Origin of the sequence: Pseudoalteromonas sp. P1-13-1a (assembly GCF_001401875.1) — a bacterium.
GTDB lineage: Bacteria > Pseudomonadota > Gammaproteobacteria > Enterobacterales > Alteromonadaceae > Pseudoalteromonas.
Genome location: NZ_LKDV01000014.1, coordinates 16,685 through 40,714, shown reverse-complemented (window position 1 = coordinate 40,714; position 24,030 = coordinate 16,685). Strand labels below are relative to the sequence as shown.

Here is a 24,030-nt window from a genome sequence, read left to right as displayed (position 1 = left end):
TTCTCAAAGCATCTGATTTGCTTATACGTAATACAAAATTTAAGGTAATGCCGCATGGCGCAAATTTTTAAAGCAAAGAAAAAACCACTTAAACAGCAAACACTCACACTTAATATTACGGCCATGGATCATCAGGGGCGAGGTGTTGCCAAACACAATAATAAAGTGTGCTTTGTAAGCGGCGCTTTAACGAATGAGAAAGTAACGGCAAGCCTAATAGAAGATAAAGCTAAGTACAGTAGTGCTAAGTTGGTTAAGGTTATTAATCCAAGCGATGCACGCACGCAACCATTTTGCCCGCATTATAATCACTGTGGTGGGTGTCAGTTACAGCACCTAGAAATAAATCAGCAAGTGGTTGAAAAGCAGACTGCAGTGACGCAATTATTTAAAAAGTTTGCCAAATTAAGCGAGTTAAATTGGCAAGCGCCTTTATTAAGTAAGCCCACTCATTACAGGCGCAGCGCCCGAATTGCTGTAATGTATGATAAAGCCGCTAAAAAAATGCGAGTTGGGTATCGTGCGCTTAGCTCTAAAAATGTGATTAGTATTGAGCAATGTGATGTGCTTAGTAAGGCATTTACTAACGTATTTAGTATTTTTGAAACGCTTATTAATCAATATAAAGCGCTACACAGTATAAGTCATTTACAGTTATGCCAAAACGAAGCTGGGAACTTTATTGTTATTCGTCATACTAAAGCGATAGCAGATGAAGCCAAACGCTATGTACAAGAGGCGGCAAATGCACAGCAATGGTTAATTACTTGGCAAGACTGCAGCGATGTTATAGAGCAAACTCATTTACCTACACCTTATTATTTTTTAGAAAAATTTAATTTAAAGTTCGAGTTTGGCCTTGGTAATTTTATTCAAGTAAATGATGAAGTTAACCAAGCAATGTTAACGCAGTCGGTAAATTGGCTTAACTTGCAAGGAAACGAGCAGGTATTGGATTTATTTTGTGGGATTGGTAACTTTTCATTAGTGCTTGCTCAGCATGCTAAATCGGTTATTGGCGTAGAAGGGGTTGCATCGGCGGTTGCAATGGCGACACAAAATGCGCACACTAACTCTATTACTAATGCGCACTTTCATTGTTTTGATTTAACGCAAAAAATTGAAACAGCACAATGGTTTAATAAGGCGCTAGACGTATTAGTATTAGACCCTTCTCGTACCGGTGCTATGGCTGTTTTAGAGCAACTTTCTTTAAAGCAGTTTAAAACCATTTTATACGTTTCTTGCGATCCTGTTACTTTAGCCCGTGACAGTGCAATTATTTCGCAAGCAGGTTTTGAAGTTACTAAAATTGGGCTAATGAATATGTTTCCGCATACAGGACACATAGAAACAATGGCGTTATTTCAACGGAGGTAAAGCGTTTTATGGTCGCTACACGTCAATCACATCAGCAGGACGACACAGGTGACTTTGCTACTAGCCTAAAACAGTTAGCGTTATCGCAAGATAAAATAACGCTACTAAACAAAGCGCAAGCATTGTGTGTTACATGTGACAACCAAGCACGGCAAAACACGGCTATCGAAATGGTCGAGATTTTAGCCGAGCTTAATTTAGATGCAGAATCTCTCGCAACTGCGTACCTCACGCATTATTACTTAAATGACTTAGTAGATCTTGAAACCGTAGAAGCACAACTTGGCAAAAATGTAGCCATGCTTCTAACGGGGGTTGCACAAATGGCGGCTATTAGTACTTTATCTCACCAAGGTAAAGGAACAATGCAGGTAGATAACATTCGTAAAATGTTACTTACTATGGTTGAAGATGTGCGCGCGGTTGTAATTAAACTTGCCGAGCAAGTGTGCCATTTACGTAATGTAAAAAATGGCGATGAAGAAGAGCGTGTTATTGCTGCTAAAGAAACCGCCGATATTTTTGCCCCGTTAGCAAACAGGTTAGGTATAGGGCAGCTTAAGTGGGAACTTGAAGATTTATCGTTTAGGTATTTACACCCCGACACTTATAAAAGCATTGCTAAGCAACTTGATGACAAACGCCTTGCCCGTGAAGCCTATATGGAAGATATGGTTGAGCAAGTTAAAGCGCGCCTAAGCGAAGCCGGTATTGAGGCGCAAGTGTATGGCCGCCCTAAGCACATTTACAGCATTTATAAAAAAATGCAGCAAAAAAACTACGAGTTTGATCAGCTGTTTGATATTCGGGCGATGCGAATAGTGGTTGAGCGCCTGCAAGATTGTTACGGCGCCCTAGGTATTGTGCACACTAATTGGCGTCACTTAAATAAAGAGTTTGACGACTACGTGGCTACACCTAAACAAAACGGCTATCAGTCAATTCATACTGTGGTATTTGGCCCTGAAGGAAAAACCGTTGAAATACAAATACGTACCAGCGAAATGCATCAAGATGCTGAGCTAGGTGTAGCCGCGCACTGGATGTACAAAGAAGGCGCCTTACCAGGGCGTGGCTCAGGTTATGAGCAAAAAATTAGCTGGTTGCGTAAATTACTGCAATGGCAAGAAGAAGTGGTCGATGGAGGCGACTTAGCCGAAGAGCTGAAAAACCAAGTTGTAGAAGACCGCGTTTATATATTTACCCCAAGTGGCGACATTATTGACTTACCTGTTGGTGCTACACCGCTGGATTTTGCTTATTACATTCACTCAAATGTAGGGCATCGCTGCATAGGAGCGAAAGTATTTGGCAAAATAGTGCCGTTTACGCACCAGTTATCTACAGGCGATCAGGTCGAAATACTCACACAAAAGCAGCCTAATCCAAGCCGCGATTGGCTAAACCCATCGCTTGGCTATATTAAATCGTCGCGTGCGCGGGCTAAAATCCATCATTGGTTTAAACAGCTCGACCGTGATAAAAATTTAAGCGCCGGTAAAGAGATTCTTGATAACGAACTGCAAAAGCTAGATTTAACCTATAAAGATTTAGACCCCGCTATTAAGCGCTTTAACTTTAAAGAGTTAGATGACTTAATGGTTGCCATAGGCGCAGGCGATGTCCGTTTAAATCAAATGCTCAACTTTGTAAGCGACCGTACCGAAGAAGAGCCCGTTATTCGTTTTAAAGCGCCTAGTAAAGTAACAGGCGATAAAAACGGTATTGTGGTGGACGGCGTTGGCAGCCTAATGAGCCACGTTGCAAAATGTTGTCGCCCAGTCCCTGGCGATAAAATAATTGGCTATATTACACAAGGCCGAGGCATAGGCGTGCACCGCGAAGATTGCGATGCATTTAACAACTTAAAAGAGCAGCACCCAGAGCGCGTTATATCGGTGAGTTGGTCAGATGAAATAAATGGCTCTTATGCGCTGAGTATAAAAATTGAAGCAAGCGATCGCTCAGGTTTAATCCGCGATATTAGCTCTGTACTGGCTAATGAAAAAGTAAATGTGATCAACATGAACGTCAATACCGTTGGGGCCGATCAGTTGGCAGTATTTACTATGCAAATAGAAGTGCACGACCTATCGGGCACAAACCGGGTATTATCTAAGTTGCATCAAATTGAAGGTGTGCACAGTGCCAAACGAAACCAATAAAGTGGCTGATACCAACGCACTCGAGCAGCTTTTACATATAATGCAAACACTTCGCGATCCTGAGGACGGGTGCCCTTGGGATTTAAAACAAGACTTTAAATCTATTGTGCCGCATACATTAGAAGAAGCTTATGAAGTTGCAGATTGTATTGAATCGGGTAATTTAAACGATCTTAAAAATGAGCTCGGTGACTTACTGTTTCAAATAGTGTTTTACGCCCAACTTGCCAAAGAGCAGGAATTATTTGATTTTAACGACGTGGTTAGTGAGCTAAATAGTAAACTTACCCGCCGTCACCCTCATGTTTTTAACACTAAGCAAGCGTTAACCGACGAGCAATTAGCAACGCAATGGCAAGCAATTAAAGCACAAGAGCGTGCAGCAAAAGTACAGCCGAGCAACGCCTCGCTTTGGCAAGATATACCCACTAATATGCCAAGCTTAGCTAAAGCTAAAAAAATTCAGCAGCGGGTCGCCGCACTTGGTTTTGACTGGCCTAATTATCATGGTGCACTTGATAAAGTAAGCGAGGAAGTACTTGAAGTAAAAGAAGCGCTTGAGCACGACCCTTTATCTGATCACACCGCAGAAGAAATAGGCGACTTATTATTTGCTACGGTCAATGTGGCTCGCCATGTTAAACGCGACCCGGAGCAGTTACTCAGACAAGCCAACGATAAGTTCTCGGCGCGCTTTGAAAAAGTGCAAGGTTATTTAATTGCAAAAGGAAAAAGTTTAGAGAGCGCAACGCTTGATGAAATGGAAGAAGCATGGGAAGCCATTAAAAAAGTGAAATGAGATGAGCTCAGCACAAACTAATGTTAATCAAAGAACATTTTTTGTGCGGGTAAACGCTATTTTTAGCTGGATTGCTCAACGCTGTTTTGGTATAATTTCGCCCCGTCTTGATGATATACCCAGAGTCTCTTTCTCGGGTGTTATATTCCTTTTAATTCCTGATATTCTAGGGTTCGCATGAGTACAAAATTTATCTTCGTTACTGGCGGGGTGGTTTCTTCGTTGGGTAAAGGTATTGCAGCAGCGTCATTGGCAGCTATTTTAGAGGCCCGCGGTTTAGATGTTACCATTTTAAAGCTGGATCCTTACATAAACGTTGACCCAGGCACAATGAGCCCAATTCAACACGGTGAAGTATACGTTACAGAAGACGGCGCCGAAACGGATCTTGATTTAGGTCACTACGAGCGTTTTATTCGCACCAAAATGACCAGCCGCAACAACTTCACACAAGGGCGTGTATACGAAGACGTGTTACGCCGTGAGCGCCGTGGTGAATACTTAGGTGCAACCATTCAGGTTATTCCACACATCACAAACGACATTAAGCAACGTGTATACGACGGTGCTGAAGGTCATGACATTGCGATTGTAGAAATTGGTGGCACAGTAGGCGATATTGAATCACAACCGTTTATTGAAGCAATTCGTCAGTTAGGTACTGAAATTGGCCGCGAACGAGCGCTATTTATTCACCTAACGCTAGTGCCATTCTTAGGCCCTGCAGGCGAAGTTAAAACAAAGCCAACACAGCACTCAGTTAAAGAGTTACGCTCTGTAGGTATTCAGCCTGATATTCTTATCTGTCGCTCAGACCGTAAATTGCCTAACAACGAACGTGCAAAAATTGCATTGTTCACTAATGTTGAAGAAAAAGCGGTTATTTCGCTTCCTGACGTAGATAGCATTTACAAAATTCCTGCGTTATTAAAGTCACAAGAGCTGGATAACTTTGTGTGTCGTCGTTTCCACCTTGACGCACCAGAAGCTGATTTAGTTGAATGGGAACAGGTGCTTTATCAAGAGTCTAACCCAACTGGCGAAGTAACGATTGGTATGGTTGGTAAGTACATTGAACTACCAGATGCATACAAATCAGTTAACGAAGCGCTAAAACATGCAGGTCTTAAGAACCGTTTAACTATTAATATTGAATACGTTGACTCGCAAGACTTAGAAAGCAAAGGGGTTGAATTGCTTTCTCATCTAGATGCTATTTTAGTACCAGGTGGTTTTGGTGGCCGTGGTGTTGAAGGTAAAATTTTAGCGGCTAAGTATGCCCGTGAAAACAAAGTACCTTACCTAGGCATTTGTTTAGGTATGCAAGTAGCCCTTATTGAATACGCACGTAACGTTGCTGGTTTAACCGATGCTAACTCAACTGAGTTTAATATTAACTCAAAAGCACCTGTTGTGGGCTTAATTACAGAGTGGCTAGATGCTGAAGGTAATATTGAAGTACGTGATGAAAAATCTGACTTAGGTGGCACAATGCGTCTAGGCGCACAAAAATGTCATTTAACGCCGGGTTCTAAGGTGCATGAAGTGTACGGCAATACAGAAATTGTTGAACGCCACCGTCATCGCTACGAAGTAAACAACAACTTTGTAGAGCAATTAGAGCAAGCTGGCTTAAGCTTTACTGGTTTATCAGAAGATAAAAAACTAGTCGAAATCATCGAAAACAAAGATCACCCATGGTTTATTGCTGCGCAATTCCACCCGGAATTTACGTCAACACCACGCGATGGTCATCCGTTATTTGAAGGGTTTGTAGCAGCCGCTCATACTCATCAAAAAACGTCTTCGTAATTAAAAAAAGCCGTGCATATTGCACGGCTTTTTTGTCTAAAGGGCTGACTAAAAGATATAAAACGTAGTAAAGTTAGCTGAACTCACCATTTTGGGAATATAGAGGAATCAAGATGTCAGAAATCGTAAAAGTAATTGGTCGCGAAATTATGGACTCGCGTGGTAACCCGACTGTTGAAGCTGATGTATATTTAGCTGATGGTTCTTGGGGCCGAGCTGCCGCTCCTTCAGGTGCATCAACAGGTACTCGCGAAGCGCTAGAGCTACGTGATGGTGACAAAGCCCGTTACTTAGGTAAAGGTGTATTAAACGCAGTTGGTTTTATTAACAACGAAATTGCGGATGCGCTAAAAGGCCAAAATGCATTAGAGCAAAGTGCTGTAGATAAAGTAATGCTAGATTTAGATGGCACTGAAAATAAAGAAAAACTAGGTGCAAATGCTATCTTAGCAGTGTCACTAGCGACTGCAAAAGCCGCTGCACAATTTAAAAAAGTTGAGCTTTACGAGCACATCGCAGACTTAAACGGTACACCAGGTGTTTACTCAATGCCGCTGCCTATGATGAACATCATCAATGGTGGTGAGCACGCAGATAACTCTGTAGATATTCAAGAATTTATGATCCAACCTGTTGGCGCTGCAAACTTCCGCGAAGGCCTACGTATGGGCGCTGAAGTATTCCACAGCCTTGCTAAAGTATTAAAAGCAGACGGTCATTCTACAGCGGTAGGTGATGAAGGTGGTTTTGCACCAAACCTTGAGTCAAACGAAGCCGCTCTTGCTGCTATTAAAACTGCTGTTGCAAACGCAGGTTATGAGCTAGGTAAAGATATTACACTGGCTATGGACTGTGCTGCATCAGAGTTTTACGACAAAGAAGCAAACATTTACGACCTTAAAGGTGAAGGTAAAAAATTCACTTCAGAAGAATTTAACTATTTCTTAAAAGAGCTAACTGAGCAATACCCAATTGTTTCAATTGAAGATGGCTTAGATGAGTCTGATTGGGATGGCTTTGCACACCAAACTAAGCTACTGGGTGATAAAATCCAGCTAGTAGGTGATGATTTATTCGTAACGAACACTAAGATTTTAAAACGTGGTATCGACAACGGTATTGCTAACTCAATCCTAATCAAATTTAACCAAATTGGTTCATTAACTGAAACGTTAGCAGCAATCAAAATGGCTAAAGATGCAGGCTTTACTGTTGTTATTTCTCACCGCTCCGGCGAAACAGAAGATGCAACAATTGCTGATTTAGCGGTAGGTACTGCTGCAGGTCAAATTAAAACGGGTTCACTGAGCCGTTCTGACCGTGTTGCAAAATACAACCAACTTCTTCGCATTGAAGAAGCGCTAGGCTCAAAAGCACCTTACAACGGTCTTAAAGAAGTTAAAGGTCAGTAATTACTGCTCTTTAATTTAAGATTATAAAATCCTCGCCCAGGCGGGGATTTTTTATGCCAGTTACTTTTCTAGTAGGAGACCTGAGTGAACCTTCTAAGGTGCCTATTTAGTAAAAACGAGCACACCTGAAGCGTTTAATAATTACGTGTAATTAAAGCTGAAACTGCTGCTTTAAAATCTCACCTGTAAAACTGGTTTTTAAATAAAAACCACGCGGTAGGGTTTTTATAATTTGACCATTTGGTCCAATAGCATCAGTAACCACTTTGCTGTTTGCCGCCTTAGGCCTTATTTGAATCGCATCCCCTAAATGACCTGATATTTCATCTACTCGCCCAAGTGCTATTAATTCCATTTGTTCTTCCCAGTCTCGTTGTAATAAGGCATCTTGCTCAGGTGTTGGTTGCCACAAAAAGCCGCTACCTATCGTTCTGTCAAATGGGGCTATATCTCGCTCACTTAGTATGGGTAACCATAAAACATGATTTAGCTTTTTACGCACAGCGCTTGTATGCCATGTCATACCGGTGACGTTTATTAAAGGTGTTACCGATACAAACGTAGTCTCTAGTGGCTTACCTTTGTAAGAAATGGGGAGTGTTTTTAGCTCTATCCCTAAATCTTCAAAGTCGGGGAGGGGTTTGGAGCCTGCAGTAGCGCCTAACACGTATTCAATAAGTTGCCCAGTCCAGCCTTTTTCGCGTAATAGGTCGTCAGGGGTTTTAAAACGGTATTGCGATGCCAATTGCCCTAATGTTAATCCGGCAATAGCGTTTACGCGTTGCATTAAGTCATTAATTGAATGGGGTCTAGTTGGTCGCATGCTATTGGTTTACCTTGAATAATTAACAGCGCCATGATAGCAAAAGCCTACTTAGGTGGATATCTTTGCTTTTGGTTGTTTTTTATACGTGCTGTGTTTGGCGTAATTTTGCTCACGCCAAAAAGTCACAATTTAACTGTAAGTGACTGACCAGCTTTAATATTTTTTCTTAACTTATTCAGTTTTAATTAAGTTGGCAAATTCTATATGGGATAAATACAACAATATAAACATGTTTATCCACAGAATCTGTGGAGAAAGCAAGTGTTTAGATCTTCTATTGTGGACTTGTTTGCAAAATAGCCGTGTTTATTAAAAGTTATTCACAAGCTGTGAGTAAATAGTACAAAACATATTAATCAAGGCATAGCTTAGTTTTTTTTGCTAAAAGTTACATGATTTAGGGGTTATTTTAGCCCTAGACTCATCAGGTGCTAATTTATCATTAAGTTGTTATGCACAGTGTAAATAGTAAACTTGTAACTAGGGCGTGGTGACTTTGGGGATAATAGTGTTTGCCGAATTGCAGCTAATGTGGAACAATCATTAAAAATCGACTTACAAATGAGGCACTAAGGTGATTGATGCCGAAGGTTTTCGTGCCAATGTCGGAATTGTAATTTGCAATAATCAGGGGCAAGTTTTTTGGGCTAGACGTTACGGTCAACACTCTTGGCAATTTCCCCAAGGTGGTGTTGATGACGGAGAAACACCCGAACAAACTATGTACCGTGAATTACACGAAGAAGTAGGTTTGCGACCAGAAGACGTAGAAATAGTCGCAAGCTCAAAACATTGGTTACGCTATAAATTACCCAAACGATTAATTCGCCGCGACTCAAGTCCGGTGTGTATTGGGCAAAAACAAAAATGGTTTTTATTAAAACTGCGTTGCAAAGATGAAGATGTAAATTTGCTTAAAACTCATCATCCCGAATTTGATGATTGGCGCTGGGTAAGCTATTGGTATCCAGTGAGGCAAGTGGTGTCGTTTAAGCGCGATGTATACAGACGGGTGATGAAAGAGTTTGCACCGTTTGCAATGCCTTTTAATAAAAGAGAACATCATAAAGAGCAGTGGCGACACAAAAGGTAGTAGTATAATTATAAAATAAGGAGCAGGTAATGCTGGCAACACTAAGAACTATTGCTGAGTCTGTGTCGCAACAAGCGAACTTAGACAGTGCCCTAGTGTGCTTTGTGAAAATGGTGAAAGAAGCCATGAAAACCCAGTGCTGCTCTATTTATTTTGCCGACTACAGTCAAGATAACTTTGTACTTATGGCAACCGAAGGCCTAAACCCTGATGCCGTAGGTAAGTTTAGAATTGGTTTTACCGAAGGACTTGTTGGTTTAGTTGCTCAGCGTGAAGAGCCTATTAATATTGCTTTTGCAAAATCTCACCCACGTTTTAAGCTCTCCCCCGAAGTAAACGAAGAAGGTTACAATGCCTTTTTGTCTGTACCTGTGGTGCATCAAAAAAAGGTATTGGGCGTTATTGTTGTACAACAAAAAATGGCGCGGGTTTTTAGCCAAGACGAAGAGTCGTTTTTAATTACGCTTTCGGCGCAGCTAGCCTCGCAACTTGCGCATGCTGAAATAAAAGAGCTTTTACGCCAAGACGAATCATCACATCAAACCTCAGTGCTAAAAGGGGTGTCGAGTGCGCCGGGCATAGGAATTGGCCAAGCCTTTGTGGTGCTCCCTAAGCTTGATTTTAAATCTATAGAGCTTAAAAAAGACTCTGATAGTGCTGAGCAGAAACGTTTATTTACACAAGCCGTTGCTGCCACCCGCAAAGAATTTAATACCCTGTCTATGACTTTGAGTGACTCAATACCCCGTGAAGCACTCGCGGTATTTGATGTATACCAACAATTACTTGATGCCAAAAGTTTAGGCCACAACGTTGAGGTACAGTTACAAGAGGGCTGGTGTGCAAAAAGCGCCTTAAAAATTGTTATTGAGCGGCTTATTTCACAGTTTAATGCCATGCAAGACCCTTACATTAAAGAGCGGGCCGTTGATGTAAAAGACATTGGACTAAGAGTATTGCACCATCTTGTAAACACTGAGCACGCAGTAAAAGATTATCCGCCGAATACTATATTAATTGCGAATACCTTAACGCCCGCCATGCTAGCTGAAGTACCCAACGGGCATTTAGCAGGTGTAGTGAGTGTAAATGGCTCAGCCAATAGCCATGCCTCTATATTAACCCGCGCTATGGGAATACCAGCTATTTGGGGTATTGAAGATTTACCCTTATTGCAATTTGATGGTAAACCAATGATTTTAGATGCCTTTTCTGGGCGTTTATATATTTCTCCTTCGCAAGTGTTACTCGATGAATACGCACAGTTAAAGCACCAAGATAAATTACTCAATAACCGCTTTTTAGCAGAGCAAAGTGCACAGTCGGTTACTTTAGATGGTGAGCAAATCAATTTAATGCTCAATGCAGGGCTTGAGCTTAATACTGAACAAAGCAGTACACATATTTGCGATGGGGTAGGGCTTTATCGTACCGAAGCATGGTTTATGCAAAAGGGACAATTTCCTTCACAGGCCGAGCAAGAAAACTGGTATAGGGAGGTACTAAAAAGTTATCACCCAGCGCCAGTGGTTATGCGAACGCTCGACATTGGTGGCGACAAAGTTTTAGATTACTTTAATATCACCGAAGAAAATCCCTTTTTAGGTTGGCGTGGTATACGCATAAGCCTTGACCATCCAGAACTGTTTTTAGATCAACTCAAAGCCATGTTAAAAGCAAATATGGGCTTAGGTAATTTAAAAATAATGCTACCAATGATCAGTGGCTCAGAAGAAGTAGACGAAGCGCTCGCGTTATTTGAACAAGCTTATTTTGAATTAAGCGAAAAGTGCCCAGAGCAAAACTTGGAGCGCCCACAAGTGGGTATTATGCTTGAAGTACCCTCCAGTATATTTATGCTCGACGAGTGGGCTAAAAAGGTCGACTTTTGCTCAGTAGGCAGTAACGATTTAACGCAATACTTACTTGCTGTAGATAGAGCAAATGCGAGGGTAGCTCAGTTATTTAACCCATATCATCCCGGTGTGTTAAGGGTATTAAATAAAGTGGCTAATGAATGCAGCAAACACAGCTTACCTTTTAGTTTATGTGGCGAGCTGGGCGGCGAGCCAGAGGGCGCAATTTTACTTATTGCCATGGGCTATAGGCGTTTAAGTATGAACATGTCGTCATTGACTAAAGTAAAGTGGATTTTAAGACGCTTAAACATTAACGATATGCAGCAGTTACTTGCAGAGTGCCTAATGCAGTCGAACGCTAAACAGGTACTGCGTCTAACGCGCAATTTTATGATTGAGCACCAATTAGGCGATCTATTCTACACCGCTAAATAATGCAGCGCTTAAAGATGCTATTAACGTAATAATCCTTTAATATAGGCGCACGAAAAGGTATTTGAGAACACTATGTATGACTTAGCTTTACTCGTGGCCAGTTGTGCGCTACTTGGCTGTGTAGTTGGCTTTTTAGCGGGGCTATTAGGGATAGGCGGCGGTTTAATTATTGTGCCTGTTTTAAGTAGTTTATTGCTGATGTTTAATGTTACTTCACCTGATCACGTTTTGGTTATTTCTATTGCAACATCGCTTGCCTCTATTTTATTCACGTCTACTTCTTCAGTATTGGCTCATCATAAAAATGATAATGTACCGTGGCAAATTGCGCCTTGGGTAATGTCGGGTGTAGGCCTAGGCGCTTTAATAAGTGGCTTTGCCGCCAGTTTAATACCAGAACAAGCGTTACGCAGCGTGTTTGCTGTGAGTGTTGTGTTTATTGCAGGCAGAATGGTATTGGCATCACGCAGTAAATCGCTTAATGAAAAACCGTTACCAAAAGGGCCAATTTTAGGGAGCATTTCTGCCCTTATGGGGGCGCTTTCTGGTTTAATAGGTATTGGCGGCGGCGCGCTTATTGCCCCTATGCTTAACTACTTCTCGGTTGATATAAAAAAAGCGATAGGGTGCGCATCAGCATGCGGCATTGTTATCGCGTTATTTGGCTCTATTGGTTATATAAGCGCAGGTTGGAACGTAACTGATTTAGCCCACGGGTTCGCAGGGTTTGTATACTTACCTGCATTATTTGGTATTGTAATAACATCGTGGTTTGTGGCGCCCTTAGGGGCTAAAGCAACTCATTATTTACCTGTTACTATAATAAAGAAAATTTTCGCGGTGTTGCTTGTGCTCATCGCACTTAAAATGGTTTTTAGCTAAAGGTTTATTTATGGCACTTGAGTTTCCTCAAATCGATCCAATCATTTTTTCTGTTGGACCGCTAAGCGTACGTTGGTACGGTTTAATGTATTTAATTGGTTTTGCGTTTGCAATGTGGTTTGCTAATCGTCAAGCCGCAAAACCTAACTCTGGTTGGACTAAAGAGCAAGTAAGTGACTTGCTTTTTTACGGCATGCTTGGGGTTATTTTAGGTGGCAGAATTGGCTATGTATTGTTTTATCAGTTTAGCTACTTTTTAGAAAATCCATTCTATTTATTTAGAATTGACCAAGGCGGAATGTCGTTCCACGGCGGAACTTTAGGGGTTATTACCGCTATTATTCTATTTGCAAAAACCCGTAAAAAATCACTGTTTGCAGTGGGTGACTTTGTCGTGCCGCTTGTACCAGTGGGTTTATTAGCAGGGCGTATTGGTAACTTTATAAATGGCGAATTATGGGGCCGCGTAAGCGATGTGCCATGGGCCATGGTATTTCCAACGGGTGGGCCGCTTGCGCGTCACCCATCGCAGTTATACGAAGCCTTTTTTGAAGGGTTAGTCCTGTTTTTAATTTTATTATGGTTTATTAAAAAGCCTCGCCCTGCAGGCAGTGTAGCCGGTGTATTTTTATTAGGGTATGGCGTATTTAGATTTTGTATTGAATATTTCCGCCAACCTGATGCGCAGCTTGGCCTATTTGCCAACTTTATCTCAATGGGGCAAATACTCTCGTTGCCTATGATTATTGGTGGCCTTGGGCTATTAATTTGGGCATATAAAAAACCGCAACCTGTAACAGCAGCAAAGGCATAGTAAAACATAACATGAAACAATATTTGAATTTATGTCAGCGCATCGTTGACGAAGGTGTATGGGTAGAAAATAAACGCACAGGCACGCGCTGCCTAACTGTTATTAATGCCGACTTAGAATACGATGTAGGTAATAATAAATTTCCTATGATCACCACGCGTAAAAGTTATTACAAAGCCGCTATAGCAGAGCTTTTAGGTTACTTACGCGGGTACGATAGCGCAGCGCAATTTCGCGATATAGGTTGTAAAACCTGGGATGCAAACGCAAACGATAATAACGCATGGCTAAATAACCCTAACCGCAAAGGCGAGGACGACATGGGCCGCGTTTATGGTGTGCAAGGACGTAATTGGCAACGCCCAGATGGCTCAACGCTCGATCAGCTTGCTAAAGTAGTAAATAACTTAAAAAACGGCATTGATGACAGAGGTGAAATAATTACCTTTTATAATCCTGGTGAGTTTGAGCTTGGTTGTTTGCGCCCATGTATGCACACACATACGTTTTCGCTGCTTGGTGACAAGCTGTATTTAACATCATATCAGCGCAGTTGCGATGTGCCGCTTTTATTACCCTATAATAGAAATGCACAGTATGAGAATGAGGAATTGAAAGATTCCTTTTTTTTATACTATAGTAAACGGAATTCGATACATTAGTTATTCGCATATTACGCTATGGATATTGTGATTTAGGGTGAAATAAGTATTAAATGAGATTTAAAATAGTAGAAGGAGAGCAAATTGATTTAAAGGAATCAGAAGCAGTAATGTCGCTTCCTAAGCATGACCGTCCAAATGAAGAAGTAACAGTAACTGGAGTTGCTGTATTTAACTCAAAACATCAAGTTCTTCCACATGTCTCTAATTGGTTGTCAGAAGCATTACGGCATGGAAAAACGCCATTAACAACAATATCAACTTACGCAAAAAACCTTTCGTATTTATTTGATTACTTGAACGAGCAAAGTACATTTAAGTATCAGGAGCTCGACAATGCAATACTAGATATTCAAGAGTATAATTTTAATGAATATTTTGCTTATTTAAGTCAAATAAAACGTCTCGCTTCAACGACTATCAGTAACAGAGACGCTACTTTCCAATCCTTCTTTAATGACTATCTTTGTAAGGCTCGAAATAACGGTAAAGCACTTCGTGATGATAATCCATATGATAATGGTTTAATTTATGGGTCTTCAAAGTCTAAGTTAGTTGAAATGTGTAGTTTAGATGAATTAGCTGCACTGATGATGTGTACAAATCACGAGCGAGAAAAAGTTTTACTGCAATTCATGTATGACACTGGTCTTAGGCGTTCCGAAATCCCTAGAGTTAAGAAAGAACACATTGATACTGCGTTATCTACTGACAAGCAAATGTATATATTAGATGCTCAAACTATTGTAATTCCTTCTGAGTACAAACAAGTATTTGTTGCGGGTTCAAAAGGAAAAAAGCGTCAAATTAATGAAAGATATACACTAACAAGCATTCATACTTTAGCTAGATTGCGACGATATTTTTCAACACCTGAATATAGGATCAGAGCTAAAAAGTTTGGCTTAGATGCACCCGCATTTCTAAATTCTCATGGTGCACCATACAATTCGGGATCGGTAAGTAAATTTTTAAGCCGTGTATCTGAACGTGCGTTAAGAAATGGGCTGATAAAGAGAGCGATTCATCCACATATGTTGAGACACGGCTTCGCTGGTTCTGTATTAAGATCTCCGGATTTAGGCGATCATGCTGTTGATAAACTAGTATTGCTTCAGATATGTCTTGGACACGCATATTTGAAAACAACTCAAATCTATACTCAATTACCTTATGAAACCTACGGTAAAATTGCTGGCAATAACGGTGAAATATTAACTCGTTCTCATTTGATGGAGCAGTTGAATGCCCAGACGAAGACTAAAAGGAAGTAGTTATTAATTATGCAAGATCCAAAAGTTAAAATTTTAGAGAATTTCGTAAACGAAATAGATAAAAACCGCGATAAAGTTTGGGGTGTTCCAGTATCTCATATTTCAAAAAAAAATGGATATCTAGCATCCGCATCTTATGCTGAGTTAAGTCGAAATCTTGGTTTATCCCAACAGGGGATCAATTTTGATTTATATAAAGTTAGCGGATACAGTCCTCACCTCGAGAAATTGAATAATATTCTTAAAGAAGAAGGTGTAATCTTAAAAGGTCATATAGCGTCAGCACTGGAAGTCCGCAGAACAACGAAACATTGGTGGAATAACCTAACTACAAAAGAAAAGCTTAACGTTAAAACTTTCGGAAATGCAATTCGCTTTAAGGCGTATATTAAGAATTGGCGCGGAGGTAAAGGATACGAAATTGTTAAAGATTGTGGTAAAGAGTTGAACGCTGAACTTTTACAGTTAGGTGGGCTTGATAGCAATTACTTTGCTGTAAAAGACAGAGGTACTCTTCGTGATCAAGAATATAGAAACAAACAGCATCAGGCAGTTCAACGCTGGGACGATCTAGCCAAAAAATCACTCAATTCATATAGAGAATTCGTTAATGTTGATAGTTCTGATGAACCATTCGTACAATTAAAACAGTTAGCTGCACTAGTAAGAAAAGGAGCAGCGTCAGTTTCTAGTAAAAAGAAACCAAAAGAAGCATTTGTTCATTTATGTAGATTTTTGGAACAAAATAATATTGATCCTAAATCTACCCTACAAGATATTTTAAGTGAGTTTTTGTTAGTTAGATTCCATCAAGACTATGTTATCCCTAAAATGCATAACGGAAATATTGCTCCTAGCAATGCCCCTACAATCATTAGTTCGGTTCGGAAGATGTTGAAACGAGCAACTAAACTAAAAGAGATCAGTTTTCACAGTTTTCATGACGTGGAAGTAAAAACTTTAGGTCGTGTTACAGACACTTATAAGCCTTATTTAAAAAGCGAGCGTCAGGCTGTTACACGCGCTATTCAAACCTCTATTGATGACACAATGGCTTTATTTGAACCATACCAAAAGTCAGGAGTTGGTGAGTATTCTTTAGGCGACAATGGTTTCATTAAACCGGGTTTTTCTAATATTGAAAATGCAAGATACTTGTTTGAAAATCATTTAAATTGCATACCAACTTCTTTTAATGGTGCTCAAACTCTAGAAGAAAAGGGGTTCTTAAAAATAATAGAGAAGCTAGACATGGGGTTGCACGAAGTGTATAGAAGTTGGGGTGTACCTTCCGTTATAGATGCAGACACTATTGCTCCTTTCGTCTATAGACTTGCGCAAATTACAGGAATGAATGCAGACCCATTGTTTGATATTTATGTTGATGATTTTGTGATTTCACACGAAACAACGCAAAAGCCATGTTTGAGATATTGGAAAGAAAGAAGCTCTGGAGGTAAACAACTCCATCTTGATCTTTTTGAAGCTAAGCTTCAGTGGTTATCAAAAAAGCAAAGCGAAGAAGTAAAGGAAGTATTCGAGAACGTCATTAGAATTACTGATAGCATCCGCAAAGATGCTCCGGAACATGTTAAAGATAAGTTGTTTATGTATAAGAGTACAGGTCAAACAACTCACGGTGAAATTAAATCTTTTTCCGATTTAAAAGGAAAAACCACCTCTATTTATTCTAACTTCGTAGCAAAACATGATTTAAAGTCTGAAAGTGGTGAGCCACTGGTATTCACTATTAGTCGATTTAGACCAACATTCGTTAGTGAATTATTGGAAGCAGGTGTCAGTATTAGAGAAATCCAATTAATGCTGGGCCATTCAAACATTGAAACAACTATGAATTATTTGGACAAGTTAGACTTTAATCGCATAGCTAGAGAAAAGTTAACTGATGCAATTAGCAAAATTCATAATCGTATTTTTGTTAAAGCTGATGATGAAGCTTCTAATAAATTTTTAGACAATCCGGATAAAGTAATTTTCACAACCCCACTTGGGGGCTGCTCAAATATATTCTCGCCACCAGATTTTGTTAAGAAAGTGTCAGGATTTAAGAAGGGAAGCCCTTGCTCTCAATACAATAAATGCCTGTCATGTGAAAATGTAATGATAACTGTCGATAAGCTACCTATGCTTTTTGCAATGAAGAGAGATTACATGCTCTTGATGCAAAGAAATCGAATTATGGATACTCCTCATGGTTATGTAATTGAAGAAAACTTATGTCTGTTAGATGAGATTCTTAATCCTAAGAAGTCTGACTTTGATGCAGAAGTTCTGTTTAGAGCGGAGAAACTCGCACAATTTGAAGAAACAGCAGTCATTGATGGAGTAACAGTATAATGGAAAATTACAACATCGACGCAAGCGTGTCATTAGTTAAAAGCTTCGCTCAAAATAAAACTGTTTTGATTCCAATTATTGAACAATTCAATGAACTTAAAAATGATATGGAATTGCCAGCAACCGTCAGTTGGTTGCCTAGTTTGCTAAATTTACAAGTCACAAAGAAAAGTCAGTTTCATGAGAATGTCTGGGACTATAACGAGGACTACCTTAATCCTCCTAAATCAGTTCAGGGGGCTAAGCTTCGAATTAACTTTAATGATTATCCCTGCATTCCTAATTTTGTTATGACAGAGATCAAGTGCCTTCTTCACATGTGCGTCTTAACTCCTATGGCCTTTAAGAAAACGAAGGTCAAGAAACAAGACCGAATTTCAACTAGACCAAATACAGTGATAGCTCATTTCGAGGCTGGCTTAAGGTATATCGATAAAGTCTTTCAAGACTTAAGCTCTTTAGGCCAAGAATTCATAAATGAGCGTTTTCAAAGTCTGACTGATGTTTTGGATAACGACTTTAGAACAACTGCAAAATGTTTCGAGTATGTTGCAGGCAATGAATTGAGAAAGTTTCTCTATTATTTGACTCATCCATATACTAAAAATATATTAGGTTCCTGCATTGAAGTTGATTTTGAGTCAATGGAGTGGCCTGAACATAAACAAAAAAAGAGAGAAGCTAAGCGATATTTTGCAAACGAAGATTTTGAAAAATTGGCTCTTCATTCCACTTTTACAGTGATTGATTTTTTAACTCGATTATCTAAGGATGTTGAAGATAAAACCGCGTTAAAACATTTTAATGCTTTCAATAAGAGGCGCGATTTAAACTTTAATTTTAATGAAAGCACTCTTAATGATTATATTTTATTAAGATTATGGTCTAAAGGTTACTCTCAAGGCTTCATTGCTTCTAAATGTCATGTCCCTAGAGAATTTTGTGATCCCTTTGGTAAATTATATCCGCACAGAGAAGTCCGAAATATTATGAATGGTAAGCATAATATTCGGCACTTCGATCATGTTAGAAACTATATTAACCAAGTCTATTACTCTTCGGCAATTATAACTGCTCTGTTGACTGGTATGAGACCTGAAGAGTTGAGTGAAATCAGAATTAGTAGTTGTTTGGTTGTGCATGAGGGCTATGACGTTTTAGTTTCAAATGTTAAAAAAAATGATTTTGAGAACTTAAAATTATTTGATGATAAATGGGTTGCGATAGCGATCATTAAAGATGCTATCAAAGCAGCTTCAATGATTTCATCCTTAAAAAATAACGACTTCCTATTTAGTAACGTGGATACAGTTTCACCAACAAAAGCTGCAACCAACATGAGTTCATCGGGAATTAAGCACTTTATTGATAACTACTTAAATGTTGTTTTAGGAAAAGAACGAACTAAGTCAATTAAATTCAATTCTTATATGTTTCGACATTCTTTAGCATATCAACTACACCGAATAGAGCTTGGGTTGCCGTTTATTTCTTTTCAATTGAAACACGTAGTTGATAGGGTTGGCAAGTACACAAGTTTTGGAAGTTCAAGTGGCACGACATTGGGCTATGGTGAAATAGCTGAAAATATAATTGCTAATAAGTCGATGAATAAATCAATTAGACGTGATGCTGAAGTTGAGCGAATTAAAACGGTTATGGACCCCGATGGGGTTTATGTTGGCCCCAACGCTAAAGAACACAAAGTCAGATTAAATAAGGTTTTTCAAGGTTATATGGAAGTAGGGTATACCAAGGATGAAATTTTTGACGCTATGGCCGATCAAGGAATGGCAGTTATTAATGTTGGAACCGGATTTTGTTTTGGTGGAATGGAAGACTATGACGAAAGTATCCCTTGTATTGGCTCCCTTAGGTGCAACCCAATAAGATGTAAAAATGCCATAGTGGGAAAAGCAAATATCCCTAAATGGAAAGAGGTTTACGCGTCTAATACCGCCTTACTTGGTAAAGATGGATACGAAGATAGAAAGAGCCAGCTTCTCGAAGCTATAGAAGAAGCTAAACAGGTTTTAATTTATCTCGGAGAGGCTGTAGATTGATGAGCACACAAGCCTATGATGAGAAAAATCAGCTCGATTATGATGAGTACACTCGTAGATTAAATAATGCCCTCGATGAAATAAGTAAAAACACTAAATTGAAGGCTACGATCAGTGAAGTTGCTCGACTGTCGGGGGTAGGTAGAAATACAGTTGCTGATAGAGAGTTTCCAAAAGAAAGACTTAAGGAAATAAAAGATCAAAGGAAACGAAAGACCCTCGACGATAAAAAACAAAAACGAACTGAACTGGAAATTATTACAGAAGAACGTGATAAACTAGCAACAGAAGTTGTTCTTTGGTTTTCTAAATACTCAAAAGCTAAAAGGGACAGTGATTCCTATGAAATACAGTTAAAACGAGCATTAGAGTCAGGCGAATTTTACAAGCGAGAATTCGATAGACAGAAAAATCTAATAAATGCTCTAGAAGCTAAAAATGAACAACTTAATGAATTAATAAGAGACTTAAATAAATGAAATCATACTTAGATTTACTTAAAGATGTACTGGAAAGTGGCACGCAAAAAGGTGACAGAACTGGTACTGGAACAACTTCTGTTTTTGGCCGCCAAATTAGACATGATCTTTCAAAAGGTTTTCCGCTACTAACTACCAAGAAACTCCACTTTAAAAGTATAGCTAATGAACTAATTTGGTTTTTGAATGGTGACACAAACAATAATTGGTTAAATGAACATGGCGTGAAAATTTGGGATGAGTGGGCCTTAGAAGATGGTTCATTAGGACCAATCTATGGTGCACAGTGGACAGCTTGGCCTACAAAAGAAGGTGGTACAATAAATCAAATTGACTACGTAATTGATACGCTTAAAAACAATCCAAATAGTCGAAGAATACTATTTCACGGGTGGAATGTTGAATATTTACCAGATGAGACTGTCAGCCCACACGAAAATGTACAGAACGGAAAGATGGCGCTTCCACCTTGCCATTTATTATATCAATTCTATGTAGCTAACGGAAAGCTCTCAGGTCAGCTTTATATCAGAAGTTCAGACATATTTTTAGGTCTTCCATATAATATTGCTAGTCTATCATTGCTCGTACATATGCTCTGCCAACAATGTGATCTTGAGCCAGGTGAAGTGATTGTAAGCTTTGGTGACTTACATGCCTATTCTAATCACATGGAGCAAATTCAAGAGCAAATGTCTCGTGAGGCTAAACCTCTACCCGAACTTAAGATAATTAGAAAACCTGACTCTATTTATGATTATAAGTTTGAAGACTTTGAAATCGTCGGTTATGACGCACATCCAAATATTAAAGCGCCTGTGGCTATTTAATGTCTTAATTTTGGTAAATCATCATGGACAAAATTTTGAGTTTACTTTTGTCCATGAACATAAGTCTAATATCAGCCTTATCTTCAGCTCTTAAGCAAGGTGAACAAATATTAATACTGATGCCTTCTTACCTAACAATGACGGTGGTCAATTAAAAGTCTTGCTAAATAAGGCTTAGATAAGATTACGTTTTTTTCTGGACAACATAAAAGCAATTTTTTTTTGTTAAACCCTTTTGTTTTATCTAAGTGGCATGGAGCTCCTTACTTTCCCACAAAATAATGTGATGTTTTCGATATATAGCGATAGTTGTCAAAGCTAGTAATTTTAATTGGTGGTGACGAATTAGGTAGCTGCGCTTTCTCCATGCTTGGGTCCCCAAGTTATTGACCACTACACAAGGGCTTATTTAATTTCTCAAGTTATCTTTGTTAGTAGCTTTCTAGCGAAAGCTGGGAAGTCCACACATCCTCTAACGCTCAAATATACGATTTAACTTTAAAGTTTCTAAATGAACAATCTATTCAATTGCTCTAACTTCGCATGTGCTTCATCTGAAATATCAAAGAGTAATAATTCATCCAACCCTTCAGGTTTAATAGGTCGATGATTAAAATCACCATCTAGGGTTAGGTTGTTTGCAACTTTAGCCAAAGGTGCTTTTGAATTGTTTTTGAGGTTTGTTTTAGCCGTCTTTTCATTGTTAATTAATCTATCTATATTAATATCAAACAAATCCCCTTCCTCTGCTAAAACTTTAGGTGGGCTATCAATCGGTTCGAGCACAATGCTTTTTTCACTCTCAATTTCAACATCAAAAATTTTAACTTTGCCTAGTTCACCAGGGACGTCCTCTGCAACACGTAATGCAAAATCAATTAAGTTAGGCTCAGCTGGCATAAACATAAATGCATCTTGGTTAACTGAATCAGTCATGCGCAGAATGCGTCCTAATATTTGCCTAAAATAAAGCTCAGTGCGGTAATTTGTTAAATTACAGCATACTTGTAACCGAGGAATATTAGTGCCTTCACTTACCATTCCAACGCTAATAAGCCACTCACTATCGTTTTGCCTAAATTGCTTTATGATTTTGTCTGGCTCATTTTCGCTGCTAGTAACAATAATTGCGCTGCTGTAGAACTTGCTACGCATTATCCTATTAATTACATGAGCATGTGAGATTGATGAAGCCACAATTAGCCCTCCAGCTTCAGGGTTAATACTTCTAATCTCATTTAGTTTATTAGTAGCTCTAAGGAGCAAATTTTCAATAACTAATTCGTTAGTAACAAGCTCAGAGTATGAAATAACTTTTGCCTTAAGCAATTCAAAAAAATTAGTAAAGGTCGTTGTTTCTTCGGATTTTGTTAAAGTAATTTTATTATTATCTAACGCAATTATTTGCGGCACTCGGCATACTTTATCTGATATAGCTTCTTTTAACCCATACACATAATCACAGTTTATTTGGCCAGACTCATTACAGTAATTTGATAGTGCTATTGGCAAGGAATCAGATCGCCAAGGCGTGCCGGTCAGCGAGAGTGTAAATACAGCTTTTTCTTTAATTAAATTGAGGATAGGGCTTCCCCAAGAGTTTGCATCCTCAATTGAAGAACCCGCACAGTGGTGTATTTCATCAAATATTACAAAAACTCTATATTGCTCAAATAACTGCCAAACATTTTCATTTAATGTGCTTAGTGCTTGATATGTGTATGAATCACCTAGCGCACCTATAGAACCATCAAATCGAGCATTAAATTGCAGAGATAATTCATCGGCAAAATCAGCAGAAACAACAGACGAAGGAGAAAAGCAGAGTATGATATCTACAAGCTTTTCATCATATAGTCTTTTTGCTAATACCGAGGCCATTACTGTTTTTCCAGCACCAGGTGTAGCTAATGTTAAAAATTGCTTAACGTTGCTTTTGTACTTTGCTAGCGCTATTTTTACACACTTTTGTTGCCAATCACGTAGCCGCATTTAGAGTGCCTTGTTCAGTTATATTTTCTAAAAGTATATTTAAAGCGGCAATTCGGCCTTTTAAATTTTGTTGTCGTTCTTGGGCAATTAAATATTGCCGTTTAAATAGCGTTTGATGTTGTGGGTGTTTATTCCAAAGATTTATATAAGTTTCGAGCGTGCCTATACATTGCAATAACTCGTTATTGCAATCACTTAGCTCCTTTTGGCAATCAGCTTTAAAATTACTGACATTTGGCACAGAGGATTGAGTAGGGATAATTTTATTTGGCTCAAAATAACGTGTTTTTGTGTAAGTCGTTATTTTTCTATTTAATGATGTCGATGAGTGTAACCAACCTTTGCATACAAGTTTATTAAGCTGTGCGTAAACAAGCTTTCTAATTTTTACAGGATCAAGTGTTTGATCTTGATGTAGAGCTATGTACGCAGTTCTAACTTCTACAACAGTAAAGCGATCAATATTACGCTTGCATATAATGATTTTAATTAAGGGATCTAGCTTCATCGACAACTTAAACAAATTTAATTGATAGAAAGGTTCATTTATTGATATATATGTAAATAAGTTTCATTATATGTCATGGGTTGGCAGGCTGCAATATGGGAATATTTACACTTTGCCTGTGGATATTAGCAATGCAGCCTATACAAACGCTGATTGGTATGAATATAAAATTAGCGCGAACAAAATGCTCAATACCTCAAGCTGAGCTAGCTAATAAACTCGGTATTGAGGCAAGCTACTTAAGCCGTATTGAAAAAGGCCGAGTGCCTGTTTCTTGTGAGCGAATTTATCAAATAATTAAAATACTAAACTGTGGACTAGAAGAGATTTTCCCAGACCCATCAGAAGTAGATATACAGCTAAGCAAAAATAAGTAATTGCAGTATT

Annotated in this window: 18 protein-coding genes and 1 pseudogene; 16 read left to right on the top strand and 3 right to left on the bottom strand. The window is 39.0% G+C overall.

The window, feature by feature from the left end:
• Positions 1-54 precede the first annotated feature (54 nt).
• The 5 genes from rlmD (at position 55) to eno (ending at position 7,568) form a co-directional block, all read left to right on the top strand.
• Positions 55-1,380: a 23S rRNA (uracil(1939)-C(5))-methyltransferase RlmD gene (rlmD, locus tag AN391_RS10490; protein ID WP_055015364.1), complete on the top strand. Its 1,326-nt coding sequence runs from the start codon at positions 55-57 to the stop codon at positions 1,378-1,380.
• An 8-nt stretch (positions 1,381-1,388) separates the two neighbouring features.
• Complete coding sequence (relA, locus tag AN391_RS10485) at positions 1,389-3,545, top strand: GTP diphosphokinase (protein WP_055015363.1); 2,157 nt, start codon at positions 1,389-1,391, stop codon at positions 3,543-3,545.
• 1 nt (position 3,546) lies between these two features.
• Positions 3,547-4,344 (top strand): nucleoside triphosphate pyrophosphohydrolase, encoded by a 798-nt coding sequence (gene mazG / locus AN391_RS10480; RefSeq protein ID WP_200909021.1) that lies wholly within the window; start codon positions 3,547-3,549, stop codon positions 4,342-4,344.
• Positions 4,345-4,521: 177 nt separating this feature from the next.
• Entirely contained in the window at positions 4,522-6,156 is a 1,635-nt protein-coding gene (locus AN391_RS10470; protein WP_055015360.1) for a CTP synthase, read from the top strand.
• Between the two features lie 113 nt (positions 6,157-6,269).
• Positions 6,270-7,568: a phosphopyruvate hydratase gene (gene eno / locus AN391_RS10465; protein WP_055015359.1), complete on the top strand. Its 1,299-nt coding sequence runs from the start codon at positions 6,270-6,272 to the stop codon at positions 7,566-7,568.
• A 151-nt stretch (positions 7,569-7,719) separates the two neighbouring features.
• Here eno and mutH read toward each other — a convergent pair whose 3' ends face one another.
• Complete coding sequence (gene mutH / locus AN391_RS10460; RefSeq protein ID WP_055015358.1) at positions 7,720-8,391, bottom strand: DNA mismatch repair endonuclease MutH; 672 nt, start codon at positions 8,389-8,391, stop codon at positions 7,720-7,722.
• Positions 8,392-8,968: 577 nt separating this feature from the next.
• Here mutH and rppH point away from each other — a divergent pair.
• The 10 genes and pseudogenes from rppH to AN391_RS10410 all read left to right on the top strand — a co-directional run bounded on the left by rppH (position 8,969) and on the right by AN391_RS10410 (position 21,143).
• A complete protein-coding gene (gene rppH, locus AN391_RS10455) occupies positions 8,969-9,487 on the top strand; it encodes an RNA pyrophosphohydrolase (RefSeq protein WP_004586239.1) in 519 nt (172 codons plus the stop codon).
• A gap of 29 nt (positions 9,488-9,516) precedes the next feature.
• Positions 9,517-11,781, top strand: coding sequence for a phosphoenolpyruvate--protein phosphotransferase (gene ptsP, locus AN391_RS10450; protein WP_055015357.1), 2,265 nt, complete (start codon positions 9,517-9,519; stop codon positions 11,779-11,781).
• Between the two features lie 72 nt (positions 11,782-11,853).
• The gene (locus tag AN391_RS10445; protein WP_055015356.1) at positions 11,854-12,663 is read left to right on the top strand and encodes a sulfite exporter TauE/SafE family protein; all 810 of its coding nucleotides are present in this window, start codon (positions 11,854-11,856) and stop codon (positions 12,661-12,663) included.
• A 10-nt stretch (positions 12,664-12,673) separates the two neighbouring features.
• Complete coding sequence (lgt, locus tag AN391_RS10440; RefSeq protein WP_055015355.1) at positions 12,674-13,477, top strand: prolipoprotein diacylglyceryl transferase; 804 nt, start codon at positions 12,674-12,676, stop codon at positions 13,475-13,477.
• 11 nt (positions 13,478-13,488) lie between these two features.
• A pseudogene (locus AN391_RS10435) lies at positions 13,489-14,064 on the top strand (thymidylate synthase); the annotation flags it as partial.
• Between the two features lie 128 nt (positions 14,065-14,192).
• Positions 14,193-15,413, top strand: a complete 1,221-nt coding sequence (locus tag AN391_RS10430) for a tyrosine-type recombinase/integrase (protein ID WP_055015354.1) — start codon at positions 14,193-14,195, stop codon at positions 15,411-15,413.
• 9 nt (positions 15,414-15,422) lie between these two features.
• Positions 15,423-17,771, top strand: a complete 2,349-nt coding sequence (locus tag AN391_RS10425; RefSeq protein WP_055015353.1) for a site-specific integrase — start codon at positions 15,423-15,425, stop codon at positions 17,769-17,771.
• Entirely contained in the window at positions 17,771-19,834 is a 2,064-nt protein-coding gene (locus AN391_RS10420; protein WP_055015352.1) for a tyrosine-type recombinase/integrase, read from the top strand. The genes AN391_RS10425 and AN391_RS10420 overlap by 1 nt, the downstream gene beginning before the upstream one ends.
• Complete coding sequence (locus AN391_RS10415) at positions 19,834-20,313, top strand: hypothetical protein (protein ID WP_055015351.1); 480 nt, start codon at positions 19,834-19,836, stop codon at positions 20,311-20,313. Before AN391_RS10420 ends, AN391_RS10415 begins: the two co-directional genes overlap by 1 nt.
• Positions 20,310-21,143, top strand: a complete 834-nt coding sequence (locus AN391_RS10410) for a thymidylate synthase (protein WP_055015350.1) — start codon at positions 20,310-20,312, stop codon at positions 21,141-21,143. Before AN391_RS10415 ends, AN391_RS10410 begins: the two co-directional genes overlap by 4 nt.
• 507 nt (positions 21,144-21,650) lie before the next feature.
• Here the strand turns inward: AN391_RS10410 and AN391_RS10405 are convergent.
• Both AN391_RS10405 and AN391_RS10400 read right to left on the bottom strand, forming a co-directional pair.
• A complete protein-coding gene (locus AN391_RS10405) occupies positions 21,651-23,135 on the bottom strand; it encodes a DEAD/DEAH box helicase (protein WP_055015349.1) in 1,485 nt (494 codons plus the stop codon).
• Positions 23,122-23,643 (bottom strand): hypothetical protein, encoded by a 522-nt coding sequence (locus AN391_RS10400; protein WP_055015348.1) that lies wholly within the window; start codon positions 23,641-23,643, stop codon positions 23,122-23,124. The genes AN391_RS10405 and AN391_RS10400 overlap by 14 nt, the downstream gene beginning before the upstream one ends.
• 95 nt (positions 23,644-23,738) lie before the next feature.
• Between AN391_RS10400 and AN391_RS10395 the strand changes: the two genes are divergently transcribed.
• Positions 23,739-24,020 carry a helix-turn-helix domain-containing protein gene (locus tag AN391_RS10395; protein WP_235576483.1) on the top strand — a complete coding sequence of 94 codons (282 nt, stop codon included), beginning with the start codon at positions 23,739-23,741 and terminating at the stop codon, positions 24,018-24,020.
• The last annotated feature ends 10 nt before the right edge of the window (positions 24,021-24,030 follow it).